Source organism: Gordonia sp. 852002-10350_SCH5691597 (assembly GCF_001665715.1).
In the GTDB taxonomy this organism is placed as follows: Bacteria; Actinomycetota; Actinomycetes; order Mycobacteriales; family Mycobacteriaceae; genus Gordonia; species Gordonia sputi.
In genome coordinates this window covers 1-16,251 of sequence record NZ_LZMO01000090.1, presented here as the reverse complement: position 1 = coordinate 16,251, position 16,251 = coordinate 1, and the positions used below count along the sequence as shown (strand labels likewise).

At 65.4% G+C, this 16,251-nt stretch carries 15 protein-coding genes; 9 read left to right on the top strand and 6 right to left on the bottom strand.

Features of this window, described 5'->3' with window-relative positions; translation table 11 throughout:
• Nucleotides 1-37: 37 nt before the first annotated feature.
• The 8 genes from A5777_RS06490 to A5777_RS06455 all read left to right on the top strand — a co-directional run bounded on the left by A5777_RS06490 (nucleotide 38) and on the right by A5777_RS06455 (nucleotide 9,831).
• Complete coding sequence (locus tag A5777_RS06490) at nucleotides 38-646, top strand: Rv3235 family protein (RefSeq protein ID WP_064862042.1); 609 nt, start codon at nucleotides 38-40, stop codon at nucleotides 644-646.
• Between the two features lie 86 nt (nucleotides 647-732).
• Complete coding sequence (locus A5777_RS06485) at nucleotides 733-2,205, top strand: wax ester/triacylglycerol synthase domain-containing protein (protein WP_064862041.1); 1,473 nt, start codon at nucleotides 733-735, stop codon at nucleotides 2,203-2,205.
• 92 nt (nucleotides 2,206-2,297) lie between these two features.
• The gene (locus A5777_RS06480; RefSeq protein ID WP_005208011.1) at nucleotides 2,298-2,864 is read left to right on the top strand and encodes a DUF6912 family protein; all 567 of its coding nucleotides are present in this window, start codon (nucleotides 2,298-2,300) and stop codon (nucleotides 2,862-2,864) included.
• 220 nt (nucleotides 2,865-3,084) lie between these two features.
• The gene (locus A5777_RS06475) at nucleotides 3,085-4,209 is read left to right on the top strand and encodes a ferredoxin reductase (RefSeq protein WP_005208012.1); all 1,125 of its coding nucleotides are present in this window, start codon (nucleotides 3,085-3,087) and stop codon (nucleotides 4,207-4,209) included.
• A gap of 135 nt (nucleotides 4,210-4,344) precedes the next feature.
• Complete coding sequence (locus A5777_RS06470) at nucleotides 4,345-5,457, top strand: GNAT family N-acetyltransferase (RefSeq protein WP_064862040.1); 1,113 nt, start codon at nucleotides 4,345-4,347, stop codon at nucleotides 5,455-5,457.
• Between the two features lie 103 nt (nucleotides 5,458-5,560).
• Nucleotides 5,561-7,042: a hypothetical protein gene (locus A5777_RS06465; RefSeq protein WP_064862039.1), complete on the top strand. Its 1,482-nt coding sequence runs from the start codon at nucleotides 5,561-5,563 to the stop codon at nucleotides 7,040-7,042.
• 156 nt (nucleotides 7,043-7,198) lie between these two features.
• Entirely contained in the window at nucleotides 7,199-8,530 is a 1,332-nt protein-coding gene (locus tag A5777_RS06460) for a fatty acid desaturase family protein (RefSeq protein WP_064862038.1), read from the top strand.
• A gap of 89 nt (nucleotides 8,531-8,619) precedes the next feature.
• Entirely contained in the window at nucleotides 8,620-9,831 is a 1,212-nt protein-coding gene (locus A5777_RS06455; protein ID WP_064862037.1) for a fatty acid desaturase family protein, read from the top strand.
• 54 nt (nucleotides 9,832-9,885) lie between these two features.
• Here A5777_RS06455 and A5777_RS06450 read toward each other — a convergent pair whose 3' ends face one another.
• Both A5777_RS06450 and A5777_RS06445 read right to left on the bottom strand, forming a co-directional pair.
• Nucleotides 9,886-10,635 (bottom strand): YoaK family protein, encoded by a 750-nt coding sequence (locus A5777_RS06450; RefSeq protein ID WP_064862036.1) that lies wholly within the window; start codon nucleotides 10,633-10,635, stop codon nucleotides 9,886-9,888.
• A 12-nt stretch (nucleotides 10,636-10,647) separates the two neighbouring features.
• Complete coding sequence (locus A5777_RS06445) at nucleotides 10,648-11,961, bottom strand: MFS transporter (protein WP_064862062.1); 1,314 nt, start codon at nucleotides 11,959-11,961, stop codon at nucleotides 10,648-10,650.
• A gap of 104 nt (nucleotides 11,962-12,065) precedes the next feature.
• On the opposite strand from A5777_RS06445, the gene A5777_RS06440 reads away from it, so the two are divergent.
• Complete coding sequence (locus A5777_RS06440; RefSeq protein WP_231894966.1) at nucleotides 12,066-12,965, top strand: LysR family transcriptional regulator; 900 nt, start codon at nucleotides 12,066-12,068, stop codon at nucleotides 12,963-12,965.
• A gap of 58 nt (nucleotides 12,966-13,023) precedes the next feature.
• Here A5777_RS06440 and rsgA read toward each other — a convergent pair whose 3' ends face one another.
• The 4 genes from rsgA to A5777_RS06420 form a co-directional block, all read right to left on the bottom strand.
• Nucleotides 13,024-14,058, bottom strand: a complete 1,035-nt coding sequence (gene rsgA / locus A5777_RS06435; RefSeq protein ID WP_064862034.1) for a ribosome small subunit-dependent GTPase A — start codon at nucleotides 14,056-14,058, stop codon at nucleotides 13,024-13,026.
• 49 nt (nucleotides 14,059-14,107) lie between these two features.
• Nucleotides 14,108-15,373: a 3-phosphoshikimate 1-carboxyvinyltransferase gene (aroA, locus tag A5777_RS06430; protein ID WP_064862033.1), complete on the bottom strand. Its 1,266-nt coding sequence runs from the start codon at nucleotides 15,371-15,373 to the stop codon at nucleotides 14,108-14,110.
• Nucleotides 15,374-15,417: 44 nt separating this feature from the next.
• The gene (locus A5777_RS06425; RefSeq protein ID WP_064862032.1) at nucleotides 15,418-15,804 is read right to left on the bottom strand and encodes a VOC family protein; all 387 of its coding nucleotides are present in this window, start codon (nucleotides 15,802-15,804) and stop codon (nucleotides 15,418-15,420) included.
• A 105-nt stretch (nucleotides 15,805-15,909) separates the two neighbouring features.
• Entirely contained in the window at nucleotides 15,910-16,131 is a 222-nt protein-coding gene (locus tag A5777_RS06420; protein WP_064862031.1) for a hypothetical protein, read from the bottom strand.
• Between the last annotated feature and the right edge of the window lie 120 nt (nucleotides 16,132-16,251).

The following is a 16,251-nucleotide window of genomic DNA, read 5'->3' as shown; positions in this document are numbered from 1 at the left end:
ATGGAACCGGACGTACCTCGCGTGCGTCCGAGTTTCCATGACCAACACCTGCACTGATCAGCCGTCGCATATCGAAGCGAGTCCGGCGTCGAGTCGTATCCGGATAGTGCCCGCGCCCGACTACGAGACGCGCGGGTCCCTGACCGGCTCGACGCGTGACGAGAGGTCCGCTGCCGCCCCCGCTCGCCGCGCGCCGGAGATGCCGGGCGCCAGTACCCGCACCGCGGCTCGTGCGACTTCCCGCACTGGTTCCGGCGCAACCGCCATTGCGGCGCGGGACTTCTCGGTCGGCACGCTCACGATGATCTTCGAGGTCATCGCGCGCCGCAGGCCCGCATCGCATCTGCAGCATCGGGTCGGAATCCAGGTCGACGACCAGATCGACGCCCTCGCGCGGGCCGGGGCGGCGGGCCACGACATGTGCATCCCCACCGTTCGACGCGTCCACGTCCAGATGTGCGACGCGGGATCGGCAGAGATCTTCGGGACGTACTCGCGGCAGGGCAGGTCGCGGGCGTTCGCGGGGCGTATCGAACGCGTGCCGTGCCGGGTTCGCGTAGCTGGGCAGGCGGCTCGTGGTCGCTACAGTCCGGTGGCGACCCGCGTCGAGTATCGCTGGCAGCTGGTCGTCCTGACACTCGGATGACTACGTTCGCGGGGCGCGCCCATGCGATGCGGCGGGTATCGCCATCGCGATGTCGGCGACGGTGTCCGCGGCGCTAGGATCATCGCGTGGCGAACCGGCTGTCTCCGCGCGAGGCGATCTCCTACTTCCTCGACGGCGCAGGTGTCACCAATCACCTCGGTGCCGTCATCGTCTTTCCCGGAACCAACGGCAAGAAGCGTTCCGCGGCAAAGGATCTCGCGACCAGTCGGACACGCGGAAAGAAGTCGGAACCACCCGTCCTCGACTATCCGGCGCTGGTGCGGCTCGTCGAGAACCGACTGCAACTCGTGCCGCGGTATCGGAAGGTGGTCCTGGAGGTCACCCTCGGGCTGGCCCGTCCGGTCTGGGCCGACGACCCCGACTTTGACATCAATTTCCACATCCGCCGATCGGGCCTGCCGTCGCCGGGAACGATGGCCGATCTCGAAGATCTCGTCTCCCGCGTGATGTCGCGGCCCCTCGACCGCAGCCGACCGCTGTGGGAGATGTATCTGATCGAGGGACTCGAGGACGGCGGGTTCGCGATCCTGACGAAGTCGCATCGCTGTCTGATCGACGGCGGTGGCGCCGAGATGAGCGAGCTGATCTGCGACGACGAACCCGACGTCGCCGCACTGCCCGTGGATGTCTGGATGCCCGGGCCCCCACCCGGTTCGGCGTCGTTGGCGGTCAGTGCGCTGGCCGAGGCGTTGGCGCGCCCGGGAGAGCTGATTGATTCGGTCATCGGTGGCAACGGATTGCTCGGTGAGGCGAAGTCCGTGGTGGTGGGTACGGTCCGCCGCGCAGGACGCCTGGTGCAGCAGCTCACGGATTCGGCACCGTCGAGCCTGTTGAACGCGCCCGGGTCGTCGACCCGCACGTTTGTCTCGGCATCGGTCCCACGGCGCGATGTCGCGAAGATCGCCGAACGCAACGAATGCACTGTCAACGACGTCGAGCTCGCGATCATCACGGGTGCGATGCGCCATTGGCTGCCGTCCATCGACGCGGAGGGTCGGTTCGGCGACACCGTGCGGGCGGTGCTTCCGCTCGGCGCGCGACAGTCCGGGGTACTTGCGCACGAGGAGTCACCCGAGACGTGGATCGTCACCGACGAGCCGCGGTTCGTCACCGACCTCCCGGTTGGGGAGTCCAATCCGCTGGTCCGACTCGCTCAGGTCGCGGGGCTGGCCAATCGCTACGCGCAGTCGTCACGACGCGTCTCACCGTCGACGCAGCCGTTGCTGAGCGAGCTGGGTGTCATACCGTTCGCGGAACTCAGTTCGCGCGCGTTCCGGTCACTCGACCGCCGCGGGTACAACGTGCCGGTCGCGATGAACACCGTGCCGATTCCGCCCCAGTACGTCTCGGGCCACAAGGTGTCCAACCTGTTCGTCGTACCCGGCCTGGTCGCCGGACGCGCGTTGTCTGTCGGCGTGTGCGAGTATGCGGGGTCGATCGAGTTCGGGTTCACCGCCGACCGTGGTGTGATCGACGACCCCTCGCTCATCGGCGACTACGTCCGCGAGTCGTACGAGGAACTCGCCGACGCCCACTAGTGTTGGCAGCGGAATCCAGGTAAATGGGTGGAATCCATTAAAGGCGCGGAATCCAGGTAACACGCTGAGGATGTCGTAGGAGGAAACACGCGGTGAGGGTCTACTTTCCGGCGACGCTGACCATGCTGCTCGAACTCGACGAGACAGGGGAGTTCCGCCCGGTCGGCGGGACGGGTTTCGCACTCACTCCGGCGTTGCGCGAGTCGTACTTCTCCGGCGACGACGAGGAGTTGGCGGAGGCGGCGATCCGCGAGGCCGCGCGTGCGTCGCTGCGCCTGCTGGCCGGTGAAGCCCCCGAGCCGGGCGACCCCGACGCGGAGGCCGACCTCGAAGCCGACGAGGCGACTGCCAAGCCCGGCGACACACCCCGCCTACCGCCTCGTCGTGCCGTGGTTGCCGCCGACGTCGACGGAGCCACACTGCGTCCCGACCTCGACGACGCCGTCGTGAAGGTCTCCGGTCCGATCGCGAAGTCGGCGATCGCGTCTGTGCTGGTCGACGGCGCCGATGCCGAAAGTGCTGTCCGTAACGCCGTCGTGGTCATCGACGCCGCGGACATGGGCGACCTGGACGCCGAACTCGCCGTCGGCGACGTCGAAGACCACGACCTGGGGTGGTACGCGACCCAGGAGCTACCGTTCCTCCTCGAACTGCTCTGAGGCTTTTGGACTGCTCTGAGGCTTTTGAACTGCTCTGGGGCTTTTGAACTGCTCTGGGGCTTTTGAACTGCTCTGGGGCTCTGAACTGCTCTGGGGCTGTCCCGGAGTCCACTCATTCCCTAACCTACGGTTCCGTAGGTTAAAGTTGTCGCGTGAGGTCTTCGGGGGCCCGATTGCGGGCTCCGTCCAACATGCGGTCGCACGACGAGGAGTGGGAACGGTGAACCTGCGGGAGCTGCGGGAACGGTTTGAAGAGCCGGTGTCGGGGGTGGCAGCGCGTAGTCGTGGGGCTCGGTGGGCACGCGCTGCGGTCGCGCGGATCACCACGCCGCTGTTGCCCGACGACTATCTCCACCTGGCCAATCCGCTCTGGTCGGCGCGTGAACTGCGCGGCCAGGTGGTGTCGGTGACTCCGGAAACCGACGACTCCGCCACCATCCGTATCAAGCCGGGGTGGGGATTCACGCTCGACTACGCGCCCGGGCAGTACATCGGAATCGGAGTGCTCGTCGAGGGGCGTTGGACGTGGCGGTCGTACTCGTTGACCTCGGTGCCGGATCTGACGCGCACCGAGGGCACCATCGCGATCACGGTCAAGGCCATGCCCGAGGGTTTCCTGTCGACGCACCTGGTCAAGGGACTTGAGCCGGGTACAGTCGTGCGATTGGCCGCGCCCAAGGGTGAGTTCGTTCTGCCCGAGCCACTGCCGGGCAAAGTGCTTTTCCTGACCGCTGGCAGCGGACTGACCCCGATCATCTCGATGCTGCGCATGATGCGCCATCGCGGACAGTCGACAGACGTGCGCGTGGTGCACTCGGTGCCGACGCCCGACGATCTGCTGTTTGCCGACGAACTCGTCGAGATGGAGAAGAGCGGACTCATCGACCTGCACGTGCAGTACACGAGGGCCGACGGCAAGGTCACCGCACATTCGCTCGACGAGCTCAGCCCCGACTGGCGGACACGCGAAACGTGGGCGTGTGGGCCGGGCGGTTTCTTGGAAATGGTCGAAGCGGCGTTCATCGATGCAGATGCCTCCGATCGCCTGCACATCGAGCGATTCGCTCTCGAGCGTGGCGCGGTCGGCGCGCAGGGCGGGACCGTCACCTTCGGACGCACGGGGCAGACCGCGGAGGTGGACGGCGCGACAACCCTGCTCGAAGCGGGGGAGCAGGCCGGTGTGTTGATGCCGTTCGGATGCCGCATGGGCATCTGTCAGAGCTGCGTGGTCATGCTCGACAAGGGGTGCGTGCGCGATCTTCGATCCGGCGACGAGCATGTCGCGGGCGAACGAATACAGACCTGCGTGAGCGCTGCCGCGGGTGACTGCACACTCGATGTATGACGAATCGCCGAAATCCTCGGCGAATGCGCAGCTCACGAGCGTTTCGGGCGCCTCGGCGCCTGTGTTCCCCGTCGCCGGGTTGGTCGACGCGTTAGGCTCTGTGGGCGAGGCTGTCGACCACGGAGGTGGATCCGCGTGCGAGCTGAACTGATTGAACTGACCGCGACGAGTGATGTCCCGGTGCTGACCGATGGCACCATCACTCTGCGGGCACATCAGACCGACGACGTCGATCGCATCGTCGGATATGCCACCGATCCCCTGACGATGCGATGGGCCAAGATGCCATCGCCGTACGGTCGATCCGACGCCGAGCGGTTCATCATCAATGCACTGCAGGGATGGCGTAACGGGACGTCGATGATCTGGGCCATCGAGCACGACGGCCGGTTCGCCGGAAGTATCGATCTCCGTGGGCCCGGCCGGATCGTCGACATCGGTTTCGGGTTGCATCCCGATGCTCGCGGTGAAGGCCTCGTGCGGCGCGCGATGGTGTTGGCGATGCAGTACGCCGTCGACAACCGCGACGTCGAGGTCGTGCGCTGGGAGGCCGCCGAGGGCAACCTCACCAGTCTGCGCGCTGCGCACGCCGCGGGATTCACTCTGGTCGGTCGGCTTCCCGACTGGCTCGAGATGAACAGCGGCGTCGTCGACGCCTGGTGCGGCAAGTGGCACGCCGGCGAGAGTTTCGAACCCAAGACCGTCTGGCACGCAACGACTTTCGAAACCGAGCGGTTCCGCCTGCGGCCCCTGGAGGCCAAGGACGACGAGCGCATTCGAGAGACGCTCGACGACCCGATCTCGCGCAAGTACCTGTTCGGCAGGCCCGACCCGCTGACCGTCGAACATGCCGCGGCCGAGCGCACCAGGAAGTGGTGGACCGCTGCGCGAGGGGAGACCTGCACCTGGGCCGTCGCCGACAAGGAAACGGACCACTATCTCGCAGACATCTCGCTGTTCAAGATCGATCCGGTGGTCGGCGCCGAGATCGGCTTCTACACGCATCCCGAGGCGCGTGGTGCCGGCGTGCTCGGCGAGGCGTTCCCCGCGTCGGTGCGGCACAGCTTCGACGTCCTCGGTCTGCGCAGGCTGACGATGTTCGCGGCCGACTCCAACGAGGGCAGCAAACGCCTTGCGCTGCGCGCGGGCTTCAACGAGTTCGGCACCCAGCCGCTTGCCGCGAGCTCGGCGGGCAAGATCGAGGATCTACTCGGGTACGAACTGCTCGCCGACGCAGGCGATCACTAGCGCCTCTGTCCCCGAAAGCTGGGGCTTTTTGGTGGGTGGCCAAACCGGGACAATGGGATAAACGCAGCGGACCTGCCGCCACGCTCCGAATTCGGGAGAACCAATGGCATCCCAGAACAGTGCAGGTGCCGTAGCGGTGGCGAACGTCGACCTCTGCATCGTCGGCGCGGGAGTAGCGGGCTTGAATGCTCTCGCCGTGGCAACCGAATACCTCGACGCGGGCGCTCGGGCGGCTCTCGTCGATCGTCGTCCGGATGCGGGTGGTATGTGGAACGACACGTATTCCTATGTCCGGCTTCATCAGCCATATGAGTTCTTCACCGCCGGCGACATCGCCTGGAGGCTGCGTCGTGCGCCCGACTACCTTGCGACCAAGCCAGAGGTCCTCGATCACCTGCGGTACTGCCGCGACGTTCTCGCGGAACGAGTCGCGCTCGACGAGTACTACGGATGGACGATGGACCGATTCGATGAACACGCAGACGGCGTGCGCGTCCATCTCAGCGACCCCGCGGGTGGGAAACTCGTCCTCGACACGCCGATCCTGATCAACGCGTACGGATTCAACGTGACTCCCAATCAGCCTCTCGCGCTGAGCAGTTCGCAGGTGAAGTCGGTCTCGCCCGACTTCTTCGACTTCTCCGAGAATGACTTCACCGACACCAATACGCCGGTCTGGATCATTGGCGGCGGCAAGACCGCCATGGACACCGCCTATCTGATCACCACCAGAAATCCCGGACGTGAAGTGCATCTGGTGGCCGGTGCCGGGACGTTCTTCAACAATCGCGAGGCTGCTTTCCCAATCGGAATGCGCAGATGGTGGGCAGCCAAACCCGCCAGCCAGGTCTTCAGCTCGTTTGCCGACATGTACGACGGGACAAATGATCAGCAGGTGACCGCCGCCTACCGCGCGCGGTATGGAATCAGCCCGATGCCCGAGTCGCGTCGGTTCTTGAACGGCAACCTCTCACCATCTGAATGCGACGCCATCTCGGCTGCGCTCAGCGGCATTGTCACTGATTACCTTGTCGACGTCGTCGATCGAGATGGCATGCCGCAGCTGGTGTTCCGTAGTCATGAGGAGATTCCCGTCGTCCCGGGGAGTTGGGTCGTCAATTGCACCGGTTACATCCTGCGTGAGCGTTCAACCGACGATCCCTACGTTTCGGAGGGTGGTCGGGTGCTCACCATCAACTCCGGATCGGCGATCGTCCAGTTCTCCACCTACGCCGCCTATTTCCTCACCCACCTCGCCTTCCTGGGCAAGCTCGATTCGGTGCCGCTCTACCAAACCGATATCGGCGTGGTGGCGCGCCAACATTCACAGGCCGCGGTCGGTATCAGTTGCTGCCTTGCGATGTACAACATCGGGCTGATCGCCGACGAGGTCCCGCTCAAGGTCTTCACCAACTGCGGTGTCGACTTCGACAAGTGGGCTCCGATGCCGCTGCGGCTCGCGGCGTCGACCCGATTCATGCTCACCCATCGCCGCAAGCGTGAACAGTATCGCCGCGCGCTCGACATCGCGTCGCAACGGCTGGGATTCGCATGCGGGCCACTCGTCGGGGCGACTGCGTCCTGACCGTTGCGATCAACCTCACTGCCGTTCGCCACAGAACACCCCCCATTTGGTCTGGACAGCCCGATGCCCGTAACCTACGCTTACGTAAGTTACGGGAACGTAGGCGTAGCCGACTCTCCCGTCGCCCCTGACCATCCGCGACCAGTGAGGACGCCCATGGCGATCACCGACATCCCGGAGTACGCACATCTGAGCAAGGCTGACATCGAAGAACTCGGCCGTGAACTCGACAAGATCCGTGCCGAAATCGAGGCAGACCGAGGGGAGCGGGACGCGCGGTACCTGCGCAACACCATCCGCTTTCAACGCGGCCTCGAGTTGGTCGGCCGCGGACTGATCTTCGGTTCGACGCGTCGCTCGTGCTGGTGGGCGGGCGCGACGGCGCTCGGCGTCGCGAAGATCGTCGAGAACATGGAACTCGGCCACAACGTGATGCACGGGCAGTGGGATTGGATGAACGATCCCGAGGTGCATTCGACCACGTGGGAGTGGGACAACACCGACCCCTCGGCCCACTGGAAGCACACGCACAACTACATCCATCACAAGTACACCAACGTGCTCGGCATGGACGACGACGTGGGCTACGGACTGCTCCGCGTGACGCGCGACCAGCGGTGGCGTCCGTTCAACTACGGCAACCTCGTCTACAACACGCTGCTCGCGCTCTTCTTCCAGTGGGGAGTTGCCGCGCAGCACCTGGAGATCGGCAAGAAGCGTCGTACACCGGAGGCCAAAGCGCAGTTCCGCCGCGACCTAGCCGACGTCGGCAACAAGATCGGTCGCCAGGTCGGCAAGGATTACGTGATCTACCCCGGTCTTGCGGCTGCGGCAACCGCCGCGGTGACCAAGGGAGACGCCCGGGCGTCGGCTCGCGCGTTCGGCAAGGCAGCCACTGCGAACGCGCTGGGCAACGTCATCCGCAATGTGTGGAGTAACGCCGTGATCTTCTGCGGGCATTTTCCCGACGGTGCGGAGAAATTCACCAAGCAGGACGTCGACAGCGAGACGCAGGCCGAGTGGTATCTGCGACAGATGTTGGGATCGGCCAACTTTCGCTGCGGATTCCTGCTCGCTTTCATGAGCGGAAATCTCTCGTACCAGATCGAGCACCACATCTACCCCGACCTCCCAAGCAACCGGCTCGCCGAGATTGCCGTTCGCGTCCAGGCGCTCTGCGACAAGTACGACCTGCCCTACACGACGGGGTCGTTCCCGCTGCAGTACGCGAAGTCGTGGCGAACGATCGCCAAGCTGTCGTTGCCCGACAAGTACCTCAAGGCGACTGCCGACGACGCTCCCGAGACGGCGTCGGAGCGTCGATTCAAGACCGGACTCGACGAGGGGGTGCGCCTCGAGTCGGTGGTCGATCCGGTGAGTGGACGTCGACGCGGGCTGCGTAGTGCGATTCGGTCGCTGCGTGATCGGCGTCGAGGACGTGCGGCAGCGCCGACGGTGGTTACAGCACGTTCAACGCGCGCTGCCTGATCGTGAATACGGCGACCTCACGCTGCCTGCGGTTACTCGCGGGTAGGGTGGGTGTCGCACACACGCCGCGTGCGACATAATGGAGTGCAATGGCTATCACCGACATCAATGAATACGCACATCTGACTGACGCGGATGTCGAGGCCCTCGGCGCCGAGCTCGATGCTCTGCGACGAAAGATCGAGTCCGAACGCGGCGAGCGGGATGTGCGTTACCTGCGCAGGACCATCCTCGCGCAGCGCGCCCTCGAAGTTGCCGGTCGACTCGCGTTGTTCGGTTCGCATCGTCGTTCACTGTGGTTGCTCGGCACCGGTTCGCTGGCGTTGGCCAAGATCATCGAGAACATGGAGCTCGGCCACAATGTGATGCACGGGCAGTGGGACTGGATGAACGATCCCGAGGTGCACTCCACGACGTGGGAATGGGACATGGTGTGCGCGTCCCCGCACTGGAAGCACTCGCACAACTACGTCCATCACAAGTACACCAACGTGCTCGGCATGGACCACGACGTCGGTTACAAGGTCCTTCGGGTCACGCGGGACGAGCCGTGGGAACCGCGGCGCCTCCTCCAACCCTTCATGAACCTGTTTCTCGCGCTGACGTTCGAGTGGGGGATCGGGCTGCACGATCTCGATCTCAGCGAGTACCGCGCGGGCGAGCGTCCGCGTGAGGTCACGATTCCGAAACTCAAGCTGTTCGCGCGGAAGATCGGCAAGCAGGTGGGCAAGGACTTCGTTCTGTTCCCGGCACTGACCGGCCCCAACTTCGTGCATACGCTCACGGCCAACCTCACCGCCAACGTGATCCGCAATCTGTGGGCCTACGTCGTGATCTTCTGTGGTCACTTCCCCGACGGCGCAGAGAAATTCACGGTCGACACCCTCGACGACGAGACGCCTGGCCAGTGGTACCTGCGGCAGATGCTCGGCTCCGCGAACTTCAACGCCGGCCCGGCGATGGCCTTCATGTCGGGCAATCTCTGCTACCAGATCGAGCATCACCTCTACCCGGATCTGCCGAGCAACCGCCTCGCCGACATCTCGGTGCGCGTGCGCGAACTCTGCGACAAGTACGACCTCCCCTATACGACGGGATCATTGTGGGTCCAGTACTTGAAGACGCTACGGACCATCAACAAACTCGCACTGCCCGACCGCTTCCTGCGTGATTCGGCCGACGACGCACCCGAGACCGCGTCGGAGCGACGCTTCGCCGGTCTCGACCAGGCGATGGGTCTCAAGACGGCTATCGAAGAGGTTCGCCGCAGGCGTCGGATGCGTCGCCGGGCGCGCCGCTAGTCACACGCTCGTCGGTGGTCACACGCTCGTCGGGTGGTCACACGAGAGCGTGGCTCATCGGCCGGCGGTGACCCAGTCGCTCGTCGATCGCGCGAGTCGTCGCGACACGAATGCCAGGCTGACGACGCAGACGGCCGCAACGGTCACTGCCCATGGTGCGAGGTCGTGGATCACGAGCACGCCGCCGACGACGGCTCCCGCGAACATGGTGGCGATCGACATCCCCCTGCGGCCGGCTCTGCTGCCGCTGCCGGTACCCACGCGGCTGTCCCCGAACACCCCTGTGATCGTCAGCGTGAGAACTGTCGTCGTGAGGTCGGGAACGGCGAGGCCGCGCGCGAGGGCGTTCTGCAGTCCCATCGCGGCGGAAACGAGTGCGATGAGCGTCGCCACGATTCCCGTGTGATAGGGATGCGGGAACGTCCACGCGACCACGCCCGCGACGATCATGAGTACGGCCTGGGTCGCGAGCGCGGTTCGCAACTGCTTGCCGCGATGCCCGTCGTGGATGCGTAGGATTCGTCCGCCAAGCGCGGCTCCACAGGCGAACGTCAGCAGCGACGTGATCGAAGCCCATGCTGCGAAGCCCGCGGCACCTGCCAAACCGAAAGCGAGGAAGACGACGTTTCCGGTCATGTTCGCCACGAACACTCTGCCGAGCGCGAGATAGCTGAAAGCGTCAACGACACCGGTCACGAAGGTCATGGCCAGCAACATCGCGGGCAGGGGGCCGTGCTTGCCCTGCGCCGGTGGAGCTATCGTTTGCCAAGCTTCGCGCGCGTGATTGCTGATGGTTGTCGCCATGTTGCCTCGCTCCTACCCGGCTTGTGTGTCTTGGCGTAGCCGTGCGTGTGCGGTCACTCCCTGTAGCGGATGGTTGCGCTCGCTGATTGCGAAGACGGCCCACAGTGCCATGCCGGCAATCGCCGTGCCTGCTCCGGCCGCGCACACCAGTACCCATCCACCGGCCTGGTATGCCCACGCGCCGAAGGCCGATCCGAGCACCCCGCCTGCGAAATAGGCGACCATGTAGGCGGTCGTCAAGCGGGATCGTGCTTCGTCGTCGAGCGAGTACACGGCGGCCTGGTTCGCGATCTGGACGCCTTGGACGCCGAAATCGAACACCAGCAGGGCGATGACCAGCACGATGACCTGGTGTGCTCCCCAATAGAGCAGAGCCCACCCCAGGAGTTCGATCGCCCACACGCCGTATTGGGTGTGGCGTAGATACCCGCGGTCGGCGAGTTTGCCGACGCGCGGCGCCGCCAACGCCCCGGCCACCCCGGCGAGTCCGAAGAGTCCGATCGCGGCGTCGGAGAAGTGGTACTGCGAGCCGTGTGCCCCTGCGAGCAGGAATGCGATGGCCGTCCACATGCCGCTGAAGGCGGCCATGTTCAGTCCGCCGAGAAGCATGCGGTGACGTAGGACCCCTTCGCTGCGAACCAGGGTGACGATGGACCACAGCACGCGGGGATAGCTCGTCGACGTGGCGCTGATCGCCGTGCGCGGGGCATACCACCACACCGCGGCCGCCATCGCCAGCTGGACCACTGCTGCGACGACCAGCACCGTGCGCCACCCGCCGACCTGCGCAACCAACCCGGCGAATACACGGGAGAACAGGATTCCGACAAGTAGTCCGCTCATCACCGTGCCGACGATTGCACCGCGCTCGCCCGGCGCGGCGACCGCTGCTGCCCACGGCACGACGACCTGCGCTGCTGACGCGGAGACACCCACCGCGAAGACCATCACCATCAGCACCGCGTAGGCCGGAGAGAAGGCCGCGATGGCCAGGCCGATGCAGGAGACGACGAGCAGTCCGCCGACCAGGATGCGTCGGCTGACGAAGTCTCCGAGCGGCACGACGAGTGCCAGACCGATGAGGTAGCCGACCTGAGTGGCCGAGACGACGAGACCTGCGGCAGCGGTCGAGATGTGGAAATCGTCGCCGACCTCATGCAGTAGTGGCTGCAGGTAGTACAGGCAGCCTGCGGATGATCCCGCCGTGATCGCAAAGAGCAGCACTACCAGTCGACTCAACCGCGGCGTGACCGTCGACGGTGTCGCGGACGTTCCGGACGGGTTCGTCTCCGATGAGCTGGGTGAGGTGCGCTGTGGCGAAGTCATGAGTCCATGGTGAGCCGGATAGGCCATGCTGAAAAGCGATAGATTTCGATACGGACATCACCATCGTTGATGATTGATACGTTGCTGCGACCACCCTGCTGGAGATGCGAATGGAATTGCGTCAGCTCGAGTACTTTCTCGCGTGCTGTGACCAGGGAACTTTCACCGCGGCGGCGCGATCTCTGCACGTCGTGCAGTCCGCGGTGTCGACAGGAGTGGCGAAGCTCGAGCACGAACTCGGTGCAAAGCTCTTCGACCGGACGCGCACCGTGCTGGTGTTGACCGACGCCGGGCGGGCGGCGATGGCCCCGGCGCGGGAAGCGTTGCGCGCACGGGACGAGGTGCGTGACGCGATCGCCGGGATGCGAGGCGAGGTCCGTGGCGAGGTAGTGCTCGGAGCCCTCGTCAACGTCGCCACGATCAACCTCGCCGGGGCGTTCGAGGTGGTCCATCGCCGTCATCCGGGCATCTCAATCGCCATGCGGCAGAGTCCGCAGGGCAGCGCGGGCAACGTCCGGCATCTGCGCAATGGCTCCCTCGACCTGACGCTGCTGGGTGGTCGCGTACGCGATCTGTCGGGGATCACCTCGTACGCGTTGGCCGCCGAGCCGCTGGTACTGGTTACTCATCCCGACCACCGGCTTGCGCGCGCGGGACGTTTCGCCGCCGACGACCTCGCAGACGAGCGCGTCATCGACTACCCACCTGGTTGGGGAACCCGAACGATCATCGACGCCGAGATCCCGACGCGGCATTCGGTCATCGAGGTTGCCGATCAGGTCTTTGGAATTCAGTTGGCACGCAGTGGTTTTGGTGTGACAGCGGTTCCCGCCAGCGTTGCGGCCGATCAGTCCGGAGCCGGTATCGTCCCCTGTGTCGACCGGGATCTCACCTGGGTGATCTACGTAGCCCACTCGGCTACCAGAAGCCTGACAACGGCGGCGGGCGCCGTGCTGGATATCGTTCGAGAGGTATGCGGGCCGCCTGGGGATATGACAGCGTGACAGGTCGAAATGCGAAGGGCCGGTGCGACATTGCGCGCCGGAAACCTGACCGCGATGTTCAGTTCTCCCCGCTCTGCTTCGTCCCGGTCTCCTTTGTGTCGCTGACCGCCCGTAACAGGTGCCGCACCGCCATGGCGCGCCGGTGGGAGTGTCCGGTCAGCGAGTCCAGTGCGCACTCGGGGTCGGCGGGCGGTCCGAGGTGGGTGCACCCGCGCGGGCAGTTCTCGATCGCTTCGTGGAGATCGTCGAAGGCGTTCACGATGTCGTCGGCGCTGACGTGCGCCAGGCCGAACGAGCGGATACCCGGTGTGTCGATCACCCAGCCGCGCGGCTTGTCGTGGTCGCCCGGCAGTGGCAGTGCAACCGACTGCGTCGACGTATGGCGTCCCTTGCCGACGCCGCTGACGACCCCGGTTGCTCGTTCCGCTTCTGGGACAAGGCGATTCACCAACGTCGACTTTCCGACCCCCGAGTGTCCGATGAGCGCCGTGCGGTGATTGGTGAGTAATGCCAGCACGTCGTCGAGTGGATCGTCGCGCCCCGCACGCACAACCGGCAGGTCGAGGTCGGCGAATGCGGCAGCGAATTCGTCCGAGGAGGCGAGGTCGGTCTTGGTCAGACACAGGATCGGTGACAGCCCGCCGACATACGCTGCCGCGAGCGCTCTTTCGACGAATCCGGTGCGTGGGGGAGGGTCGGCCATTGCTGTCACGATGAGGAGTTGATCGGCGTTCGCGACGACGATGCGCTCGTAGGGGTCGGTGTCATCGGCGGTGCGCCGCAATACAGTTCGACGCTCCGCCACCTTCACGATGCGTGCAAGGCTTCCGGAATCGCCGGAGAGATCGCCGACGAGCGATACGTCGTCGCCGACCACCACAGGTGTGCGGCCGAGTTCGCGGGCGCGCATCGCGACCACGCGTCGGTCGGGGTCTCCGTCGATCACGCAGCCCCAGCGGCCCCGGTCGACCGAGACGACCATCGCATGTTGCGCGTCGTCGTGTGTCGGTCTGGTCTTGGTGCGCGGTCGGCTGCCCTTGCCCGGACGAATCCGTACATCGGATTCGTCGTAGCTGCTCGCGCGGCGGCTCACCGGCGTCCTCCGTCAGGACACACTGTGAAAGCCTTTGCCGCGCGGTAGATCACGGATGTCCGACCATCTGCTGCCACATTCCGGGGAAGTCGGGCAACGTCTTCGACGTGGTCTCGATGTCGTCGACGGTGACGCTGGGGACCACAAGGCCGATGATCGCGCCTGCCGTGGCCATGCGGTGATCTGCATACGAATCCCATTGTCCGCCATGTAGCGGAGCCGGTCGGATGATGAGCCCGTCGTCGGTCTCGGACACATCACCGCCGAGCTTGTTGATCTCGGTGACGAGCGCGGCAAGCCTGTCGGTCTCGTGGCCGCGCAGGTGGGCGATCCCACTCAACAGGGATTCCCCATCGGCGAGCGCGCACACCGCGGCGATCGTCGGAGTCAGCTCGCCGATGTCGCGGAGGTTCCGGCTGATCCCGGTGAGTCGTTCTGGCCCGCGCACCGTCAGCACGCCGTCGAAAAGTTCTGCGGTGCAACCCATCTCGGCGAGAATGTCGACGATCTGTGCACCCGGCTGCGTTGTTGTCGCGGGCCAACGCGGGATGCTGACCTCACCGCCGGTGACCGCGGCTGCCGCGAGAAACGCTGCGGCATTGGACAAGTCGGGTTCGACAGCGACGTCGACGGCTTTGATCACACTCGGGGGTACGCGCCAGGTATCGGGTTGTGACGTGTCGACGACGACCCCCGCGGTGGCGAGCATCTCGACGGTCATGTCGATGTGCGGCGTCGACGGCACCGGCGCTCCGACGTGTCGCACCGTGATCCCGTTGTCGAATCGCGCTGCGGCAAGCAGGAGTCCCGACACGAACTGCGACGACCCGGACGCATCGATCGTGACCGTGCCACCGTCGGCCGAGCCCGTGCCGTGCACCACGAACGGCAGGCTGTCGCCGTCGACCCCCACCCCGAGGTCGCGCAGAGCAGCGAGGATGGTGGTGAGTGGGCGCTGTCGGGCTTGTGGGTCGCCGTCGAATGCGACGTCGCCGGAGGCGAGCGCGGCCACCGGCGGCAGGAATCGCATGACTGTTCCGGCCAGGCCGCAGAACACCTCGCCCGCATGCAGCGGCCGAGGTTCGATGGAGACGGTCGTGGGATCGGCGGGGTCGACGCGGACTCCGACGCCGAGTTCGGTGAGCGCGGACAGCATGAGGTTGGTATCGCGACTGCGCAGGGTTCCGGTGATTGTCGACGGTCCGTCGGCCAGCGCGGCGAGTACCAGCGCGCGATTGGTGATGGACTTCGACCCGGGCAGGTCGACGGTGGCCTGAATATGGCGGTCGGCGAGGGGCGCAGTCCAGATGCTCATGCGTTCAGTCTCGCATGTCGTGCTTGCAGCGCCGGATGCCGAACTCAGCGGTTGTCCAACCGCAGCGGATGATCGGCAGGTACCTCGACGAGGATGAGGGTGCGTCCGTCCGGGTCGACGACGTGCATTTCGATGAGGCCCCACGGTTCGGTCAGCGTCTCCCTGCGGATGTCGACTCCCATTGCGCTCAGTTCGCGCTGGGTCGCGGCGACGTCGCGCACCTGAATCCACAGCGCGGCCCCGTTCGCGTGGCCGTCGGGCAGGTCGGTACTCATGTGGCCGGGTACTTCGATCAAGCCGTTGCCCGCGTGGAAGACCAGGCCGCCCGGGTACTCACGCGCGATCGCGAGATGAAGTTTGTGGCGGTAGAAGTGCTGAAGAGCCTCGGGATCACGCGACCGCAACAGGATGCGACTACTCAGGATCTCCATGTCTTCAGTATCTACACGGTTACCGACGAGTCGGACACCAGCCATCGCGGCGCGTCAGGACTTGCTGACGTGACCCGTTGTCATGGCACCGCCGGGCTGACGGCGTCACTGCCCCTCGGTGGTCCCGTCGCTGCCGCCGAGCGCGTGACCGCGATTGACGTCATTGCCGTGGCGGGCGGCCTCGTAGATGGCCTTCTCGCGGGCGATACGATCGGTGTCGCCGATCGGGGTGGCGTCGCCGAAAGCGAACGCCGACTCGTGAGGCTGCTCGTGTGGGATGTCGGGATCGTCGGGGTCGGGGCTGTCGGGATCGGGGCTGTCTGACATGCACCAACGATAGGACTCATCCGCTGGTGGCGCGGGGAGACGGCCCGGCGACCCGTTACCGTCGAGGAATGCGCCGCATCTTCACTACGAGCTTCGCCGACGTCTACCCGCTCTACGTCG